Origin of the sequence: Actinomadura opuntiae, from assembly GCF_030283205.1 — a bacterium.
In the GTDB taxonomy this organism is placed as follows: Bacteria; Actinomycetota; Actinomycetes; order Streptosporangiales; family Streptosporangiaceae; genus Spirillospora.
Map to the genome: position 1 here is coordinate 513,840 of NZ_JASNWF010000003.1, position 17,409 is coordinate 531,248.

At 72.8% G+C, this 17,409-nt stretch carries 18 protein-coding genes; 6 read left to right on the plus strand and 12 right to left on the minus strand.

Annotation, left to right across the window (positions count from 1 at the left end; genetic code table 11):
* Both QP089_RS08715 and QP089_RS08720 read right to left on the minus strand, forming a co-directional pair.
* Entirely contained in the window at nucleotides 1-1,962 is a 1,962-nt protein-coding gene (locus QP089_RS08715; protein ID WP_285910873.1) for a glycoside hydrolase, read from the minus strand.
* A 95-nt stretch (nucleotides 1,963-2,057) separates the two neighbouring features.
* Nucleotides 2,058-2,483, minus strand: a complete 426-nt coding sequence (locus tag QP089_RS08720; protein ID WP_285910874.1) for a hypothetical protein — start codon at nucleotides 2,481-2,483, stop codon at nucleotides 2,058-2,060.
* A gap of 47 nt (nucleotides 2,484-2,530) precedes the next feature.
* Here QP089_RS08720 and QP089_RS08725 point away from each other — a divergent pair, with 47 nt between their 5' ends.
* Nucleotides 2,531-3,166 (plus strand): TetR/AcrR family transcriptional regulator, encoded by a 636-nt coding sequence (locus tag QP089_RS08725; protein WP_285910875.1) that lies wholly within the window; start codon nucleotides 2,531-2,533, stop codon nucleotides 3,164-3,166.
* On the opposite strand, the gene paaE is transcribed toward QP089_RS08725, so the two are convergent.
* From paaE to paaA, 5 genes are read right to left on the minus strand one after another with little or no spacing between them, the layout of a single operon-like run.
* Complete coding sequence (gene paaE, locus QP089_RS08730; RefSeq protein WP_285910876.1) at nucleotides 3,163-4,251, minus strand: 1,2-phenylacetyl-CoA epoxidase subunit PaaE; 1,089 nt, start codon at nucleotides 4,249-4,251, stop codon at nucleotides 3,163-3,165. The genes QP089_RS08725 and paaE overlap by 4 nt on opposite strands.
* Before the next feature lies 1 nt (nucleotide 4,252).
* Nucleotides 4,253-4,765 (minus strand): 1,2-phenylacetyl-CoA epoxidase subunit PaaD, encoded by a 513-nt coding sequence (gene paaD / locus QP089_RS08735; RefSeq protein WP_285910877.1) that lies wholly within the window; start codon nucleotides 4,763-4,765, stop codon nucleotides 4,253-4,255.
* A complete protein-coding gene (paaC, locus tag QP089_RS08740) occupies nucleotides 4,762-5,679 on the minus strand; it encodes a 1,2-phenylacetyl-CoA epoxidase subunit PaaC (RefSeq protein WP_285910878.1) in 918 nt (305 codons plus the stop codon). Before paaC ends, paaD begins: the two co-directional genes overlap by 4 nt.
* Nucleotides 5,680-5,692: 13 nt before the next feature.
* Entirely contained in the window at nucleotides 5,693-5,986 is a 294-nt protein-coding gene (paaB, locus tag QP089_RS08745; protein WP_285910879.1) for a 1,2-phenylacetyl-CoA epoxidase subunit PaaB, read from the minus strand.
* Nucleotides 5,983-6,945 carry a 1,2-phenylacetyl-CoA epoxidase subunit PaaA gene (paaA, locus tag QP089_RS08750; protein WP_285910880.1) on the minus strand — a complete coding sequence of 321 codons (963 nt, stop codon included), beginning with the start codon at nucleotides 6,943-6,945 and terminating at the stop codon, nucleotides 5,983-5,985. Before paaA ends, paaB begins: the two co-directional genes overlap by 4 nt.
* 194 nt (nucleotides 6,946-7,139) lie before the next feature.
* Here paaA and QP089_RS08755 point away from each other — a divergent pair, with 194 nt between their 5' ends.
* Nucleotides 7,140-7,445, plus strand: coding sequence for an EthD family reductase (locus QP089_RS08755; RefSeq protein ID WP_285910881.1), 306 nt, complete (start codon nucleotides 7,140-7,142; stop codon nucleotides 7,443-7,445).
* Between the two features lie 66 nt (nucleotides 7,446-7,511).
* On the opposite strand, the gene QP089_RS08760 is transcribed toward QP089_RS08755, so the two are convergent.
* On the minus strand, nucleotides 7,512-8,021 hold the full coding sequence (locus QP089_RS08760; RefSeq protein ID WP_285910883.1) for an Lrp/AsnC family transcriptional regulator: 510 nt from the start codon (nucleotides 8,019-8,021) through the stop codon (nucleotides 7,512-7,514).
* Between the two features lie 121 nt (nucleotides 8,022-8,142).
* On the opposite strand from QP089_RS08760, the gene pdhA reads away from it, so the two are divergent.
* From pdhA to QP089_RS08775, 3 genes are read left to right on the plus strand one after another with little or no spacing between them, the layout of a single operon-like run.
* On the plus strand, nucleotides 8,143-9,267 hold the full coding sequence (gene pdhA / locus QP089_RS08765; RefSeq protein WP_285910884.1) for a pyruvate dehydrogenase (acetyl-transferring) E1 component subunit alpha: 1,125 nt from the start codon (nucleotides 8,143-8,145) through the stop codon (nucleotides 9,265-9,267).
* 10 nt (nucleotides 9,268-9,277) lie between these two features.
* The gene (locus QP089_RS08770) at nucleotides 9,278-10,306 is read left to right on the plus strand and encodes an alpha-ketoacid dehydrogenase subunit beta (protein ID WP_285910919.1); all 1,029 of its coding nucleotides are present in this window, start codon (nucleotides 9,278-9,280) and stop codon (nucleotides 10,304-10,306) included.
* Nucleotides 10,303-11,601 carry a dihydrolipoamide acetyltransferase family protein gene (locus QP089_RS08775; RefSeq protein WP_285910885.1) on the plus strand — a complete coding sequence of 433 codons (1,299 nt, stop codon included), beginning with the start codon at nucleotides 10,303-10,305 and terminating at the stop codon, nucleotides 11,599-11,601. Before QP089_RS08770 ends, QP089_RS08775 begins: the two co-directional genes overlap by 4 nt.
* Nucleotides 11,602-11,616: 15 nt before the next feature.
* Here QP089_RS08775 and QP089_RS08780 read toward each other — a convergent pair whose 3' ends face one another.
* A complete protein-coding gene (locus QP089_RS08780; protein WP_285910886.1) occupies nucleotides 11,617-12,744 on the minus strand; it encodes an NAD(P)/FAD-dependent oxidoreductase in 1,128 nt (375 codons plus the stop codon).
* Between the two features lie 48 nt (nucleotides 12,745-12,792).
* Nucleotides 12,793-13,653, minus strand: coding sequence for an LLM class F420-dependent oxidoreductase (locus tag QP089_RS08785; RefSeq protein WP_285910887.1), 861 nt, complete (start codon nucleotides 13,651-13,653; stop codon nucleotides 12,793-12,795).
* 235 nt (nucleotides 13,654-13,888) lie between these two features.
* On the opposite strand from QP089_RS08785, the gene ctaD reads away from it, so the two are divergent.
* Nucleotides 13,889-15,577: an aa3-type cytochrome oxidase subunit I gene (gene ctaD, locus QP089_RS08790; RefSeq protein ID WP_285910888.1), complete on the plus strand. Its 1,689-nt coding sequence runs from the start codon at nucleotides 13,889-13,891 to the stop codon at nucleotides 15,575-15,577.
* Between the two features lie 22 nt (nucleotides 15,578-15,599).
* Here the strand turns inward: ctaD and QP089_RS08795 are convergent, their stop codons facing one another.
* Nucleotides 15,600-16,175, minus strand: coding sequence for a hemerythrin domain-containing protein (locus QP089_RS08795; protein WP_285910889.1), 576 nt, complete (start codon nucleotides 16,173-16,175; stop codon nucleotides 15,600-15,602).
* Between the two features lie 26 nt (nucleotides 16,176-16,201).
* Nucleotides 16,202-17,377 carry a zinc-dependent alcohol dehydrogenase gene (locus QP089_RS08800; RefSeq protein WP_285910890.1) on the minus strand — a complete coding sequence of 392 codons (1,176 nt, stop codon included), beginning with the start codon at nucleotides 17,375-17,377 and terminating at the stop codon, nucleotides 16,202-16,204.
* Nucleotides 17,378-17,409: the final 32 nt, after the last annotated feature.

Below are 17,409 nucleotides of genomic sequence, written 5' to 3' on the forward strand. Positions count from 1 at the left end.
CTAGGGGCACAGCGTCCGTGGCGCCTGCCCGTGCACGGCCGCCTGGACGCAGCCGGGCTTGAGGCCCTGATACGGCTTCGCGCCAAAGTTCGCGGTCATGGTGAGGGCGCCGTCGCCGAACACCGTCCGCTGGACCTGGTGGTCGCCGGTCAGCCAGCGGAAGTCGGTCATCGGCTTGGTGGCGGCGATCTGGTGCAGCGGCTGGAAGAAGTGCTGCAGCGACGCCATCTCCTTGCCGTGCCGGTCGAGGGTCGAGCCGTCGACGGCGAAGTTCAGCGGGATGTTGTAGAGCATGCTCAGCAGGATCCGGGTCGTCTTGACGTTGGGCAGCTTGTACAGCGACAGCTCCCAGCGGTCGAGGTTGATGACCGAGTCGTGCAGCACCGTCTCGTACAGCGGCAGCCGGTAGGCCGGGTCGTACATGCTCTTGACCGCGTCGGCGGGCAGGTCGACCGGTTTGAAGAAGAACTTCGGGTCGTCGGCCGGGTAGTAGCCGCCCCAAGTGGCCCTGTCCTTCTGCAGCGCCCACAGGACGTTGAGTCCGTCGGCGGCGGCGCCGTGGTCGAACGCGATCGCCTGGTTCGCCCAGCCTGCCGCGTTCTCCGAGCCCAGGACCAGCTTGTCGTGGCCGGACAGCTGCGCCATCCGGGCGTTGCGGTTGGCGCGGTCCTGCGCCTGCGTCATCGGGTGGGACGGGCTGTGGTCGTCGAACAGCTCACCGGCGGCGTCGACGTCCAGGAAGTAGCTGTTCGCGCCGTTCGCGGTCATCTGCTTGGTGCGGCCGGCCATGTAGTGCTTGGAAGGCTCCTGCTGCGCGAGGTACTGCGAGCTGAGGTAGCAGCCGCGATCGCCGAACCCGCTCTCCGGCTGCCCCTTGGCGTCGTGGACGCAGCCGTCCGGGTACACGCCGTCCGGCCACTTGGAGGACGGGTTGTCGGCGGTCTTCGGGTCCTGGGCGTTGGCGAACGAGTCGTAGGGCCCGACGAGGTAGCCGTTCTCCTTCGCGGCGTCCACGGCGTCCGGCTTCATCGGGTCGTTGCCGGAGTCGTAGCCGAGCCACATCCGGTCCAGGCCGAGCCGCTTCATCTTCTGGACGGACGCGGCCGAGCGCGCCGGGCCCCACAGGTAGGCGTGGTAGGCGCCGACGAGCTTGCCGACCTGCGGGTTGCGGGCGATCTTCTTGCGCAGCGAGCCGAGTTGACGATGCTGGGCCAGCCAGAGCCGGTAGTTCTTTGCGGACGCCACCGGGGAGGAATCTCCGAGCGAGAACTCGACGTCGTAGTCCTTGGCCTCGCCGAAGCTGTGCGTGGTCTCGCCGTGCAGGCGCCCGTCGGACGAGACGAACTTCAGCGACGTGCCGACGTCGGTCGGGACGATGTAGTTCGCCGATCGGGAGCCGTCCTGGAAGCCCCAGAACGGCATCGTCATGCCGCCGACCATGGCGATTTCGGAGCCGGCGAACTCCGCCTTGGCGGAGTTCCAGAACGGGTCGTCCACCGGGATGCCGAGGCCCTCGCCCGTCGGGACGGACAGCCGCGAGGTCGAGCGGTCCATGCCCGACAGCGGCCAGCGCAGGTCGCCTGAGCGGTCGGAGTGCAGGTGCATCGCCAGCCGTCCCGCGCGGGCCTGCGCCGACACGGTGATGCCGCGTGCGGGATACGACCAGCTCGCGGTGCCGCCCTTGTGCGTGATCTTGCCGGGTTCGCCCATCCCCTGGGTGGGCGCGGACAGCGTCAGCCGCCCGCCGTCGCCGGTCTGCGCGGTCACGCCCAGGTCGGCGATAGCGACGCGGGCCATTCCGGTGCCGAGCGGGACGACGACCTGGCCGCCCTCGACCTTCACCGGCTTCTTTTCGGCCATCGGCGCCGCCTGGACGGGAACTCCGCACGCGGTCACCGCCGCGAGCGCCCCCGCGGTGATCGCGCCGAGCCCGAGCATCGTTGTCTTGGTTGTCTTGGCCATGCGCACACAGTGACGGCCAGGGATAAGAGGTTCTTAAGCCGCGACGGCCGGACGGCGGGACGGACGGTGCCGTGCACTGCCCGTCCTGCCTGCCCTCAGCGCGGGGCGGGGCGGTAGCCGAGCCCTCGGAGCTGCTCCGGGGCGAGCCGCGACACGACCGGCCGGGCAGGCGCACCGGTACTGGAACAGCAGATGAGAGCCGCCGTAGGCGAGTACCGCTCCCGCCACGTTGAACAGCGCGTAGCCCAGCCGGTAGTGGGTGCCCGCCAGGCCGAGCAGGGCCCGCCGGTCAGCGCGATCGCGAGCCAGAAGACCCAGAGCGTGCCGCGCAGGTCCGACTGCACGGCGAGGACGGTGAGGTAGAAGGCGCAGACCATGCCCGTCAGGAAGGCGGACGCGTGGACGGCGGCGGCCGTCGGCGAGGCCGTCCGGCGGCCGATCCAGCCGGCCCCCACCACCCACACCCCCGCGAAGATCGCCAGCAGGTGGAAGGGACGGTGGAAGGCGGCGAGTTCGGTCACCGCGAGCGTCCGCGAGGACGCCGGTCCGCCCGTGAGATGCTGCCGTCGTGACGACGACCGGCCCCGCCCCGCGCCGGCGGCGTGGCCGTCCCGGCCACGACCAGGCGGCGATCCTGCGCGCGGCGGTGGAGCTGTTCAACCGCAAGGGGTACGACGCCACCAGCATGGGCGACCTGGCCAAGGAGCTCGGGCTCACCAAGCCCGCGATCTACCATCACGTCACGAGCAAGGAGCAGCTGCTCAGCCAGGCGCTGGACGACGCCCTCGACGAGCTCACCGCCGCCGTCGCCGAGGCCTCCCGCAAGAAGGCCGGGACGAGCGCCTACGGGCGGCTGCGGGCGGTGGTGCGGCGCAGCGTCGAGGTGCTCGTCGCGCATCAGCCGTCCGTCACGCTCCTGCTGCGGGTCAGGGGCAACAGCGAGGTGGAGCTGGCCGCGCTGGAGCGGCGGCGGTGGCTCGACGACCGCCTCGCCGAGCTGGTCGCCGACGCCGTCGCCGAGGGCGCCCTGCGCGGCGACGTGCCGCCGGCGCTGGTGAGCCGGCTGCTGTTCGGCATGGTGAACTCGCTGGTCGAGTGGTACCGCGCGGACGGCGCGTACGACACGGCGACGGTCGCCGACGCCATCACCGCCCTCGCCTTCGACGGCCTGGCCCGCCACGAACCCGAGCCACCGCCGCGTTAGGCGTCGTAGTCGACGGTGGTGGCTTCGCCGAGCGGGAACGACTGGCAGGTGAGGATGAATCCGGCCTCGACCTCCGCCGGTTCGAGCGCGTAGTTGCGGCGCATGTCGGCGTCGCCGTCGCGGACGAGGGCGCGGCAGGTGCCGCAGACGCCGCCCTTGCAGGCGAACGGCAGGTCCGCGCGGGTCCGCTGGGCGCCCTCCAGGATCGTCGTCTCGCGGGACACCCGGGACGTCGTGCGCAGGCCGTCGAGGACGACGGTCAGCTCGGTGGTGGCGCCGATGACGGTGTCGTCGGTCCGCCGCGGCTGCGGCGGGGGCGCGTCGACGTAGAAGAGCTCGACGTGCACGCGGTCGGCGGGGACGCCGAGGCCGGTGAGGACCTGCCGCGCGTCCTGCACCATCTGCAGCGGGCCGCAGAGCCAGACGTGGTCGAAGACCTCGACCGGGACGAGGCCGGTGAGCAGGCGGGTGAGGCGGTCGTGGTCGAGGCGGCCGGAGAACAGCTCGACGTCGCGGGGTTCGCGGGACAGCACGTGCGCGATCTGGAGGCGGGGCCCGTACCGGTTCTTCAGGTCGCCGAGCTCCTCGGTGAACATCACGGTGCGGCTGGTGCGGTTGCCGTACAGCAGCGTCACCTGCGCGCCGGGGTGGGCCAGCACAGTGGAGGCGACCGAGAGCATCGGGGTGATGCCCGATCCGGCGGCGATGCACAGGTGCCGTTCGCCGAGCGCCGGGTCGGCCCGCCAGGAGCCGGTGGGCGTCTGCACCTCGATGCGGGTTCCGGGCGTCACCTCGTGCACGAGCCAGGAGGAGAACAGGCCGCCGGGGATCTCCCGGACGCCGATGCGCGGCGCGGCGCCGGCGGGCGCGCAGATCGAGTAGGAGCGGCGCTCCTCGCGGCCGTCCACGAAACGGCGCAGGGTGAGCGACTGGCCGGCCCGGAAGGCGTAGGCGTCGCGCAGCCCGGCGGGGACGTCGAAGGTGATCGCGGCGGCGTCGTCGCAGAGGCGGTCGACCGCCGCGACGGTCAGCTCGTGGAACACGGCCGACCGGGCGGGCGCGGCGCCGGGCGCGAGGGTGGTCATCTCAGATCTCCTTGACGTGCTCGAACGGTTCGAGGCAGCCGGTGCAGCGGTACAAGGCCTTGCACGCGGTGGCGCCGAACTCCGAGGTCAGGCGGGTGGCCGCCGATCCGCAGCGGGGGCAGGCGGGCGCGGCCCGGGTCGGCCCGAGGGTGAGGCCGACGGGCCCGGACCGCCGCGGGGCGGGGCCGGGCGGCGACAGGCCCGCGGCGCGCAGCGCGGCCCGGCCGCGCTCGGAAATCCAGTCGCTCGACCACGCCGGGTCCAGGACGACGCGGACCTCGACGCGCGGGAACCCGGCGCCGGTCAGCCGGTGCACGAGGTCGTCGCGCATGGTGGCCATGGCCGGGCAGCCGGAGTAGGTCGGGGTGATCGAGGCGACGACGACCTCCCCGCCGTCCGGCCGGTGCTCGACGTCGACGCCGCGCAGCACGCCGAGGTCGGCGAGGGTGAGCATCGGCATCTCCGGGTCCCGGACCTCCTCGGCGACCCGGCGGGCGCGTTCGCGGGCGTTCACCAGCGCCCCATCGGGTGGGCGCGCGCGACGACCTGCATCTCGGCGAGCAGCCGGCTGAGGGCTTCGGTGTGCATGCCGTCGCGGCCCGTCCGTCCGCCGATCCCGGCGAGGGCCGCGCGGTCGGGACGGTCGACGCCGCTGACGGCGAGCACCTGGCCCAGGACGGCGTCCACCTCGTCGCGAACGGCGCCGGGATCGACCCCGACGCGGGCCTCGGCGAGGGACGCTTCGATCGGATGCGTCGCCACCAGTTCCGGCTGGAGCGGCCACAGCGCGTCCAGCGCCGCGACGAGCCTGCGGCGCGATTCGTCGGTGCCCTGGGCCAGCGTGAGGAACCAGCGGCCCGCCCAGTCCCGGTGGTAGGTGATCTCCTTGACGCCCTTGGCCGCGACCGCCGCCAGCACCTGGTCGGTGCTCGCGCAGAGCCGTTCCAGCAGCGCGAGGCGGGCGGTCGAGAACAGCAGCAGCCGCACCACCACGTGCGCGAAGTCGCCGTTGGGAACCTCCACGAGCCGGACGTTGCGGAACCGGTCCGCCTCCCGGAAGAAGGCCAGCGCGTCCTCGTCCGGTACCGGCGACCCCTCCGGCAGGGCCGGGACGACGCCGGGGTCGGCGGCGGCCGCGCGCGCCAGCAGCAGCCGCGCCTGGCCGAGCAGGTCGAGGGCGATGTTCGCCAGCGCGATGTCCTCTTCGAGGTCCGGCGCGCGGCTGCACCACTCCGACAGGCGCTGCGACATGATCAGCGCGTCGTCGCCGAGCATCAGGCAGTACAGGGCCAGCTCGGTGCGGTCGGTACCGGCCGGGACGGTGGTGTCGACGCCGGCCAGCGGGTCCTCGAACCCGGTGCCGAACGCCCACTGCGAGGAGTCGCCGCCGATCAGGCCGTCGAAGATGCTGCCGTGGTCGTCGCTCATGGGTGGTCCGCCCTCACATGTGCGGGACGTTCTCGGGGATCTCGTAGAACGTCGGATGCCGGTAGACCTTGTCGCCGCTGGGCGCGAACAGCGGGTCCTTCTCGTCCGGGCTGGACGCGGTGATCGCGTCGGCCCGCACCACCCAGATGCTCACGCCCTCGTTGCGGCGCGTGTAGACGTCGCGGGCGTGCCGCAGCGCCATCACGTCATCGGGAGCGTGCAGCGATCCGACGTGCACGTGGTTGAGCCCGCGCTTGCCGCGGACGAACACCTCGTACAGCGGCCATTCCCGCCGGTTTCCGCTCATCGGGCACCTCCCTCGGCGGCGCGGTCCGCGAACGCCGTCGCGGCCTCGCGCACCCACGCCCCGTCCTCGTGGGCGGCGCGGCGGTGCGCCATCCGCTGGGCGTTGCACGGCCCGTCACCGCGCAGCACCTGGGCGAACTCCTCCCAGTCCGGCTCGCCGAAGTCGTAATGGCCGCGCTCGGCGTTCCAACGCAGGTCCGGGTCGGGCAGCGTCACCCCGAGCGCCTCGGCCTGCGGCACGGTCATGTCGACGAACTTCTGCCGCAGCTCGTCGTTGGAGTTGCGCTTGACGCCCCACGCCATCGACCGCGCGCTGTTGGGCGACTGCGCGTCCGGCGGACCGAACATCATCAGCGACGGCCACCAGAACCGGTCGACCGACTCCTGCACCATCGCGCGCTGCTCGCCGGTGCCGCGCATCATCGTCATCAGCAGCTCATAGCCCTGCCGCTGATGGAACGACTCCTCCTTGCAGATGCGGATCATCGCCCGCCCGTACGGGCCGTAGGACGTCCGGCACAGCGGCACCTGGTTGCAGATCGCCGCACCGTCCACCAGCCACCCGATCGTCCCGACGTCGGCGTACGACAGCGTCGGATAGTTGAAGATCGAGGAGTACTTCTGCCGTCCGGAGAGCAGCAGGCCGGTCAGCTCGGCCCGGGAGACGCCCAGGGTCTCGCACGCCGAGTACAGGTACAGCCCGTGCCCGGCCTCGTCCTGGACCTTGGCCAGCAGGATCGCCTTGCGGCGCAGCGACGGGGCCCGGCCGATCCAGTTCCCCTCCGGTTGCATCCCGATGATCTCCGAGTGCGCGTGCTGGGCGATCTGGCGCACCAGGGTCCGGCGGTAGTCGTCCGGCATCCAGTCCCGCGGCTCGATCCGGTCGCCGCGCGCGATCGTCGCGTCGAACCGCTCCTGCAGCCGCTCGCCTTCCGCCGGTTCCACGGGGGTCGTCGTCATGTCCCCTCCTCGCCCGCCGCACAATTACTTATCGTTCGGTCAGTAATACGGTCGCACGGCCGGGCGCCCGGCGCAACGGGTCGGAGCGGACGGGACCGCGCTCCGGCGGGACCGGGTCCTCCGCGCCTCCCGCCCGCGGGCTACGGTGAGGTGGCCCGGACCTGGCCGGCCGCATCCACCCTGGAGGAGCACACATGCACCGCCTCACCGTCCAGTACTTCTCCCCCGCCGACCCGGCGGCGTTCGACGAGCGCTACGAGAGCACGCACGTCCCGCTGGTGCGGGCCCTGCCCGGGCTGAAGTCGTTCACCCTCACCCGTCCCCGGCCGCTGGGGACCGAGGCCCCCTACCTGGTCGCGGAGCTGTGGTTCGAGGACGGCGACGCCCTCAACGCGGCGCTGGGCAGCCCGGAGATGGCCGCGGCGGCCGAGGACGCGGCGAAGTACGACGTCGCCTCCACCACGATGTTCTCCGGCGAGGTGCGGGAAGCCCTGCAGTAACGATCGACGCGCCGCCGCCCCCCTCGTCGTGGACGAGGCGGGGCGGCGGTCGCGTTCCCGGCCCCTCTAGCCCTCCCAGGTCTCCCACTCGGCGCCCCGGCCGCGGGCCTCGCCGAACACCAGCCAGGTGCGGGTCGCGCGGACGCCGGGGATGTCCTGGATGCGTTCGAGCACGACGTGCCGCAGCGCGGTGTTGTCGGGGGCCCGGACCAGCACCAGCACGTCGTAGTCGCCGCCGACCATGGCGAAGTGCTCGACGTAGCGGATGTCCCCGAGCCCGGCCGAGACCGCGCGCCAGGAGTTCTGCTCGATGGTGACCGAGACGTAGGCGCTGGTGCCGAGGCCGGCGCGGTGCGGGGCGATCCGGGCGGTGAACCCGGTGATCACGCCCTCGTCGGTGAGCCTGGTGAGGCGGGCGTAGGCGTTGGCGCGGGAGATGTGGACGTTCTCGGCGAGCGCCCGCACCGAGATCCGGCCGTCGCGCAGCAGCTCGGCGACGATCGCGCGGTCCACCGCGTCCAGCGCGACGGCAGAACGTCCCGTCCGGGCGCCGCCGGGGGCCTCTTCGTCCGACATTCGGTCACCTCAGGTCCCACTTGTTGGCCATATGTCGCTCATTATCCGTGATGTCTTGAACGGATGGCCGGCCGGGCGGACGCTTTGGTCATCAAGCGTCCAGAGAAAGCGAGGGGGCGCCATGCTCATGCGGACACCCGTGCCCGGGCAGGACGAGCGCCCGGCCGCCGAGGACCTCCTCCCCTCCCCCGTCCCGGTGCGCTTCGTCGCCGAGGACGGCACGGCCGGCGACCCGCCGGCCGGATACGCCGCGCCGCAGGACGGCGAGCTCGTGGAGGCCTACCGCCGGATGGTGGCGGGCCGCCGCTTCGACCGGCAGGCGACCGCGCTGACCAAGCAGGGCCGCCTCGCGGTGTACCCCTCCAGCCGCGGCCAGGAGGCCTGCCAGATCGGCGGCGTGCTCGCGCTGCGCGACACCGACTGGCTGTTCCCGACCTACCGGGACTCGATGGCCCTGGTCTCCCGCGGCCTGGACCCGGCCCAGGTGCTCACCCTGCTGCAGGGCGGCTGGCACTGCGGATACGACCCGGCCGCCACCCGCGTGGCGCCGCAGTGCACCCCGCTGGCCACCCAGACCCTGCACGCGGTGGGAATGGCCGAGGCCCTGCGCCGCAAGGGCGAGGACGCCGTGGTGATGGCCTTCATCGGCGACGGCGGCACCAGCGAGGGCGACTTCCACGAGGCGCTCAACTACGCGGGCGTCCGCCGGGCGCCCGTGGTGTTCCTGGTGCAGAACAACCAGTACGCGATCTCGGTGCCGCTGGCCAAGCAGACCGCCGCGCCGGCGCTGGCCTACAAGGGGATCGGCTACGGCGTCCAGTCCGAGCAGGTCGACGGCAACGACCTCGTCGCGGTGCTGTCGGTGCTGTCCACGGCCGTGCGGCACGCCCGCTCCGGGGACGGCCCGTGGCTGGTGGAGGCGCACACCTACCGCATGGACGCCCACACCAACGCCGACGACCCCACCCGCTACCGCGACGGCGGCGAGGTCGAGAAGTGGGAGTCGGCCGACCCCATCGCCCGCCTGGAGACCTACCTGCGGGCCCGCGGACTGCTGGACGCCGAGCAGGTCACCGCGGCGCACCAGGCCGCCGAGGAGTTCGCCGCCCGGGTCCGCGAGGCGATGAACGCCGACGCCGAGCCCGCGCCATTGGAGATCTTCGAGCACGTCTTCGCCGAGCCCACGCCGCAGCTGCGCGAGCAGCGGGCCTTGCTGGCGGCCGAACTGAGCGCCGCGGAGGACTGACATGACCGCGATGACGGGCCGCATGACGCAGATGACAATGGCGCAGGCGCTGAACACCGCGCTGCGGGACGCCCTGGCCGAAGACGAGCAGGTGCTCGTCTTCGGTGAGGACGTCGGGCCGCTGGGCGGCGTCTTCCGCATCACCGACGGGCTGACCGCCGAGTTCGGCGAGGAGCGGTGCTTCGACACCCCGCTGGCCGAGGCCGGGATCGTGGGGCTCGCCGTCGGCCTGGCGATGGGCGGGTTCCGCCCGGTGGTGGAGATGCAGTTCGACGCGTTCGCCTACCCGGCGTTCGAGCAGATCGCCTCGCACGTGGCCAAGATGCGCAACCGCACCCGCGGCCTGCTGCCGCTGCCGATGGTGATCCGCATCCCCTACGCCGGGGGCATCGGCGGCGTCGAGCACCACTGCGACTCCAGCGAGGCCTACTACGCGCACACCCCCGGCCTGAAAGTCGTCACCCCCGCGACGCCCGACGACGCGTACTGGCTGCTGCGCGACGCCATCGCCGACCCCGACCCGGTCGTCTTCATGGAGCCCAAGCGGCTGTACTGGTCGTCCGGTGAGGTGTCGGCCGCCGACCGGCGCGTGGCCGGGATGGGGCGCGCGGCGGTACGGCGCAGCGGGACCGACGCCACGCTGGTCGCCTACGGGCCCAGCGTCCCCGTCGCGCTGGAGGCGGCGCAGGCCGCCGCCGAGGACGGCCTCGACCTGGAGGTCGTGGACCTGCGCACGATCGTCCCGTTCGACGACGAGACCGTGGTGGCGTCGGTGCGCAAGACGGGGCGCTGCGTGGTGATCCAGGAGGCGCAGGGGTTCGCGGGGGTCGGCGCGGAGATCGCGGCGCGCGTCCAGGAACGCTGCTTCCATTCGCTGGCCGCCCCGGTCCTGCGCGTCAGCGGGTTCGACATCCCCTACCCGCCGCCCAAGCTCGAACGCTCGCACCTGCCCGACGTGGACCGCGTCCTCGACGCGGTCGACCGGCTCCAGTTCGACGACGAGCCGGACGTCCTGCACCTGGCGCGGGAGGCGTCATGACGACGGCCGCCCCCGCCCGGCAGGTGTTCCGGCTGCCCGACCTCGGCGAGGGCCTCACCGAGGCCGAGATCGTCGAGTGGAAGGTCACGGTCGGCGACACCGTCCGGATCGACCAGGTCGTGGTGGAGGTCGAGACCGCCAAGGCGGCCGTCGAGGTCCCCGTCCCCTACGCCGGGACGGTGCTGAAGGTGCACGCCGAGGCGGGGACGGTCCTCGGGGTCGGCGAGCCCCTCATCGAGATCGGCCCCGCAGGCGCGGTCGAGGATCCGGCTGCTGCCCGATACCGCGAGGAGGAGCAGGCCGGCTCCGGCAACGTCCTGATCGGCTACGGCACGGGCGGCGCGGCGGGCGGACGCAGGCGGCGGCGCGGCAGGGCCCGGCCCGCCGGGCGAACGGCCCCCGAGACCGCACCGCCGGCCCGCAAGGCGCAGGCGCCCCGCGTGATCTCGCCGCTCGTGCGCCGGATCGCCGCCGAGCACGGGATCGACGTCGCCGCCGTCACCCCCACCGGGCCGCGCGGCGTCGTCCTCCGCCGCGACGTCGAACAGGCCATCGCCGCCGGCACCCGCGACGAGCCCGCCGCCGCGCGGACGCCCGGCCCGGCGGACGAGCGCGTCCCGCTGCGCGGGCTGCGCCGGGCCGTGGCCGACAAGCTGACCCGCAGCCGGCGCGAGATCCCCGACGCCACGACGTGGGTGGACGCCGACGCCACCGGCCTCGTCGCGGTCAAGGACGCGCTGCGCGAGAGCCGTCCCGACCTCGGCATCGGCCTGCTCGCGCTGCTGGCCCGCATCTGCGTGTCCGGCCTGCACCGGTTCCCGGAGCTGAACTCCTCGGTCGACACCGAGCGCGCCGAGATCGTCCGGCACGGGCGCGTCAACCTCGGGTTCGCCGCGCAGACCGACCGCGGCCTCGTCGTGCCGGTCGTCCGGGACGCGCAGCAGATGACGACCGAGGAGCTCGCCGCCGAACTGGCCCGGCTCACCGGCCTGGCACGGGACGGGAAGCTGCCGCCCGAGGCGCTGACCGGCGGCACCTTCACCCTCAACAACTACGGCGTCTTCGGCGTCGACGGATCGACCCCCATCATCAACCATCCGGAGGCGGCGCTCCTGGGCGTCGGACGCATCACCGACCGGCCGTGGGTGCACGGCGGCGCCGTCGTCCCGCGCAAGGTCACGCAGCTGTCCCTGACCTTCGACCACCGGGTCTGCGACGGCGGCACCGCCGGCGGGTTCCTGCGCTACGTGGCCGACTGCGTGGAGAACCCCGCCGTCCTGATCGCGCACACCTGAGGAACGGGACCGCGGCTAGCCGTGGCGGTCGGGCCGGTAGGGCGCGAGCGCCTCGGCGGGACGGCCGTGGATCTCCTGGTCGATCAGCTCGGCCAGATGGGGGCCGAGCGTGATGCCGCTGTGCGTGACGGCGGTATAGAGGCCGGGACGGTGCGGGCCGACCAGCGGATAGCCGTCGACGGGCAGCGGCCGGACGCACCGCCGCACCCCGGCGACCCGCGCGGTCAGGCCGGGGAGGATCGTCCGGCCGCGGGCGAGGAGCTCGTCGCCTGCGGCCCGGACCCGCTCCTCCGGGACCGACTCGTCGACGCCGGCGTCGATGTCGTCGGCTTCGAGGACCAGTCCCCCGTTCTCCGCCTGCCGGGCCGACAGTTCGGGGGCGTGGACGAGGCCGTTGAGGGCGCCCGGCGCCGGGGTCGTGGTCGCGACGAGGCACGGCGCGGCCGAGCCGGGCGCGGCCGGATCGACCAGCGGCAGCGTGATCCCGGCGGTGGCCAGCAGCGCGGGCGCGTGCCGGCCCGCGGCGCAGATCGTGAGGTCGGCGTCCAGGTCACGGCCGTCGTCCAGCCGCACCCCGGTCACGCGGTCGCCGCGCAGGTTGAGCCGCTCGGCGCGGTGCCCGGTGACGATGTCGGCGCCGGACTGCTGCGCGCGCAGCGCGAGGGCCTGCGCGGCGGGGCCGCCGTGCACGTAGCCCTCGTCGGGGAAGTGCGCGATGAGCACGTCGGGCGGTGCGTTCAGGGCCGGCTCCAGCGCGCGCAACTCCTCCCGGTCGATCAGGCGGGCGGCGTATCCGAGGGCGGCCAGCCCTTCGACCCGTGCGGCCAGCCGGGCCTTCGCGTCATCGGCCGTCGCCCACACGACGTTGCCCACCGGCCGGTACCAGGACGGATCGCCCAGCCCGGCGGCCAGGTCACGCCAGGTGCGCAGCGCCTCGGTCCGGAACCGGTGGTACACCGGGTCGGCCGGGTCGCTGGCGTTGAGCCAGGCGTAGCTCGTGCCGGACGTCCCGGCGCCGGGCCACTGCTCTTCCACCACGGTGACCGTGTCGCCCTCGCCGGGGCGCCCGCCGTCCAGCGGACGGGCGAGACGGTCGGCCAGCGCGGCCCCGACGATCCCCGCGCCGATGACGAGTATCCGCATACCCCTCAGCGTGACAGGCCGCCGGGGCCGCGCCAAGAGCGGCCCGGGCTACCGCAGCGCGGAGGCGAGGCGGCGCCACTCCTCGCGGGGGAAGGCGTTCTGGTCGGCGGTCAGCACCTGCACGCAGACGTGGTCGGCGCCGGCGGCGCGGTGCTCGTCCACCCGGCGCCTGACCGCCTCCTCGTCGCCCCAGGCGATCAGCGCGTCGAACAGCCGGTCGCTCACCGACGCGACGTCCTCCTCCGTGTAGCCGAGGCGCAGCAGGTTGCCCGCGTAGTTCGGCAGGCCGAGGTAGGCGCCCAGCCAGCTCGTCCCGATGGCCCGCGCCTCGTCCCGCGTCGAGCAGAGGATCACCGTCTGCTCCGGGAGCACGAGCGGCCCGTCGCCGACCGCCTCGCGCGCCAGCCGGGTGTGCTCGGGCGGCACGAGGTACGGGTGGACGCCCCGTGCGCGCTTCGCCGCGGTCCCCAGCATCTTCGGGCCGAGCGCGGCGAGCACCCGGCTCTCACGCGGTACGGGCCGGTCCGCCTGGTCCAGGCCGTCGAGGAAGGCGCCCATCGCCGCGAGCGGTTTGCGGTACCGGCCGGGCTCCGAGGCGTCCACCAGCGGAGCGTGGCTCACCCCGATGCCCATCAGGAACCGGTCGCCGTGCTCGGCCGTCAGCGAGGCGAAGGACGCGGCGGCGTCCTCGGGCGCGTGCATCCACAGGTTCAGGATGCCGGTCGCGACGACGGCCTCCCGGGTCGCGGCGAGGAGGTTCCCGACGGCGTCGAACACCGGCCCCCCGATGTCGGGGATCCACAGTGCGCGAAATCCCAGCTCCTCCAATTCCGCCGCGGCCTCCGCCGCCTCCGCGGCGTCCCCGTAGCGCAGTTGCTGGCTCCACACGCCGACTCCGGACAGCTCCACGGCGTCCCGTCCCTCCCGGTCGTGCCGCACGGTCCGGCGGGCCGCCGTCCGTCCGGCCGGTCGTCCTTGATCTCCGGGACGAGCGTATCGGCGGGCCGCCCGGCGCGCCGTCCGCCCTCCCCCGGCCGCCTCGCCGCCGGGCGCCGCGTGACGATGATCAGGGCATGCCGGGCGTTTGACGTGGGCTTTCTCCGGCTAGTGCCCGGGTAGGCACGGGGAGCGGGAGGGGGACCGGATGACGGCGGTCGAGGAGGCAGCCGACACCAGCGCCGGGGAGGCGCTGGCGCGGCACGGTCTCGGGACGAGGATCGGCAGGGTCGCGGCGACGACCGACCACAAGACGGTCGGCTACCTGTACCTCGGCACCTCGTTCGCGATGTTCCTGATCGCCGGGCTGATGGCGATGCTGATGCGGGCCGAGCTGCTGCGCCCCGGCCTGCAGGTGATGAACGAGCTGCAGTACAACCAGCTCTTCACGATGCACGGCACGATCATGCTGCTGCTGTTCGCGACCCCGACGTTCCTCGGGTTCGCCAACGTGATCGTGCCGCTGCAGATCGGCGCGCCCGACGTGGCGTTCCCGCGGCTCAACGCGCTGACCTACTACCTGTTCGCGTTCGGCTCGCTGATGCTGCTGGCCGGCTTCCTCATGCCGAACGGCGCCGCCGACTACGGGTGGTTCGCCTACTCGCCGCTGACGTCGTCGACGTTCTCGCCCGGCCAGGGCAAGGACCTGTGGGTCATGGGCCTGATCCTGTCGGGCGTCGGGACGACGCTGACCGGGGTGAACCTGATCACCACCATCATCACGATGCGGGCCCCCGGCATGCTGATGTTCCGGATGCCGATCTTCACCTGGAACGTGCTGCTCACCAGCCTGATGGTCATCATCGCGTTCCCGGTACTGGCCTCCGCCCTGTTCGCGCTGGAGGCCGACCGCCGGCTCGGCGCCCACGTCTACGACGGCGCGAACGGCGGGGCGCTGCTGTGGCAGCACCTGTTCTGGTTCTTCGGCCATCCCGAGGTCTACATCGTGGCGCTGCCGTTCTTCGGGATCGTCACCGAGATCATCCCGGTGTTCGCCCGCAAGCCGCTCTTCGGCTACCTCGGCATGGTCGCCGCGACGATCAGCATCACCGGGCTGTCCATGACCGTCTGGGCGCACCACATGTTCGCCACCGGCCAGGTCCTGCTGCCGTTCTTCTCGATCACCTCGTTCATGATCGCGGTGCCGACGGGCATCAAGTTCTTCAACTGGGTCGGCACCATGTGGAAGGGCGAGCTCTCGCTCGAGACGCCGATGCTGTGGGCGATCGGCTTCCTGGTGACGTTCCTGTTCGGCGGCCTCACCGGCGTGATCCTCGCGTCGCCCGCCATGGACTTCCACCTCACCGACTCGTTCTTCGTCGTCGGGCACATGCACTACGTGCTGTTCGGCACGGTGGTGTTCGCGATGTTCGGCGGCTTCTACTTCTGGTGGCCGAAGATGACCGGCAAGAAGCTGAACGAGACCTGGGGGAAGATCCACTTCTGGACGCTGTTCGTCGGCTTCCACACCACCTTCCTCGTCCAGCACTGGCTCGGCGCCGAAGGCATGCCGCGCCGCATCGCCGACTACCCGCAGGAGTTCGCGACGCTCAACCTCGTGTCGTCGATCGGCTCGTTCATCCTCGGCGCGTCGACGTTCGCGTTCCTGTGGAACATCTACCGGACGCACCGCCGCGGCGAACCCGTCGGCGTGGACGACCCGTGGGGGTTCGGCGGCTCGCTGGAATGGGCGACCTCCTGCCCGCCGCCCCGCCACAACTTCACCTCGATGCCGCGGATCCGCTCCCTGCGTCCCGCGTTCGATCTGCGCTACCCACCGCTGGAGCCGCCGCAGGAGGCGGAGATCGCTACGCCCCCGCCTCCCGGCCGGTCATGACCGTCCACGGACCGGCGGCGGCTCAGCCCCGGTCGCGGCCGGAGATCTTGTCGAGCATCCGGTCGGCCGCCGCGACCATCGGCCCCGCCGCCTTCAGGACGCCGGGCCTGGGCGGGGTGTTGGGGTGCGGGCGGGTCGGCGCGCGCCGCTTGCCCGCCTCCACCTTGCGGCCGAGTTCCTTCGCCCGCTCGGCGGTCATGACCGCGCGCAGGCGCGGCCACACCTGCTCCTCCTCGTAGGCGATGTGCTCGCGGGCGTCGGCGATGAAGTCCGCCAGCAGCTCCTCGAACCTGTCCTGCCAGGCGTGCACGGCGATGAGGTCGTCCAGCACCTGCTTGGCGGACTGCTCCTGCGCCACGGCGTGGTCGGCCATCCGGTCCCCCTCCGGGACCAGTTCGCGGACGGCGGGCCAGAAGTACTCCTCCTCCACCGCCTCGTGCTTGGACTCCTCGGTGATGAGCCTCTGCACCACCTTGCGGCGCTGCACGAGCGCGTCCTCGCCGGCGCCGGTCGCCTTGGTGGGGCCGGCCTCCAGCTCGTCCAGCATCCGCCTGACCTCGGTGTGGTCCTCGGCCAGCACCGTGAACACGTCGGCCATCTCTCCTCCTCGTGCCCCCGGACGGCTCAGCCGTGCGGGCGGATCACCGCCCGCACGCAGCCGTCGCTCTTGTGTTTGAAAAGGTCGTAGGCGCGGGGCGCGTCGTCGAGGGGCATCTCGTGGGTGGCCAGATGGCGGGTCTCGAGCTCTCCGGCGGCGATGCGGTCCAGGAGCATCGGGATGTAGCGCTGGCCGTGCATCTGGGCGCCGCGGAAGGTGAGGCCCTTGTTCATCAGCGCGCCGAGCGGGAACTTGTCGACCACGCCGCCGAAGACGCCGAGCACGAACACCGAGCCGCCCTTGCGGCACGCGTAGACGGCCTCGCGCACCGCGGCGGGCCGGTCGGTTTGCGCCCGCAGCCGCTGCTTGGCCCGGTCGTAGGCGTTCTCGGGGCCGGTGGTGTGGGCCTCCATGCCGACCGCCTCGATGCACACGTCCGGGCCGCGCCCGCCGGTCCGTTCCCGGAGCTCGGCTCCGACGTCGGTGGCGGTGTAGTCGATGGCTTCGGCGCCCACGTGCTCGCGGGCCATGGCGAGCCGCTCGGGGAAGCGGTCGATGCAGATGACGCGTTCGGCGCCCAGCAGCAGCGCGGCGCGCGCGGCCATCTGGCCGACCGCGCCGCGGCCCCACACCGCGACGACGTCGCCGGGCCGCACGCCGCCGAGGTCGGCGCCCATCCATCCGGTGGGCGCCGAGTCGGAGGCGAACAGCGCGCTGACGTCGTCGACGCCGTCGGGCACGGGGAACGCGCCGTAATCGGCGAAGGGCACGCGGACGTACTCGGCGTGGCTGCCCCGTAGGCCGCCCATGGCGTGCGAGTAGCCGAACACCGCGCCCGGCTCGTAGCCCCACATGGCCTGGGTGATGCCGGGGTTGGTGTTGGAGTTGTCGCACAGCGACCACAGGTCGTTGGCGCAGTACCAGCAGCGCCCGCAGCCGACGAAGGAGCACACCACGACCCGGTCGCCGACCTTGTGGCGGCGGACGCCCGGGCCGGTCTCGACGACCTCGCCGAGGAACTCGTGGCCGATGACGTCGCCGGCCCGCATCGCGGGGATGTATCCGCCGATCAGATGCAGGTCGGAGCCGCATGTCGTACTCGCCATGACCTTGACGATGACGTCCTGGTCGTTGCGCAGCTCCGGTTCGGGGACGTCCCGCACCGCCAGCTCGTCGACGCCCTCCCAGCACAGTGCCCTCACGCTCGTCCCTCCCCAGCCTTCACGGTCGTCCC